1 pseudogene is annotated in these 473 nt (G+C 47.1%); it reads left to right on the forward strand.

Annotation, left to right across the window (positions count from 1 at the left end):
• Positions 1 to 226: pseudogene (locus tag P5683_RS25820) on the forward strand (transposase); the annotation flags it as partial.
• Positions 227 to 473 lie beyond the last annotated feature (247 nt).

A 473-nucleotide genomic window follows, 5' to 3' on the forward strand; every position in this document is an offset into this window, starting at 1 on the left:
GAATAGTCAAGACTCGGATTATCCTTATGGTTACTGCGAGGAAGGACAACGCTTCGGTGCCCTCAAATCCGGGAAGAGGCAGGGCAGGGTGAGCTATATGGCCGCATGGTGTCATCAACAACTCTTAGCCCCCTTTACCTTTGAGGGTTGTTGTAATCGGACAGTGTTTGAGTTGTGGCTGGAGTTCATCTTAATTCCAACATTGAAGCCAGGTCAAACTCTGGTAGGGGTCGAAAGGGAAGTCGCCTTCCCCAACTCCCATTCAAAACCGTGCTTGATACTTTCGCATCACACGGCTCCTGATGTGGACACCCTATTTGTCATTAGGAACAGGGTGACAAATCCCTGCTTTTGTGACTTCAACTTTAGGAAGCTATATACAACACGTAGTCTTTAAACTCGCTCACGTCATGCACTTTTATAGCACCAGACAGGAAAGTTAGGACGTATAATGGAGAGGACGAGATGACTAT

Origin of the sequence: Limnospira sp. PMC 1279.21 (genome assembly GCF_032349615.1) — a bacterium.
GTDB lineage: Bacteria > Cyanobacteriota > Cyanobacteriia > Cyanobacteriales > Microcoleaceae > Limnospira > Limnospira fusiformis.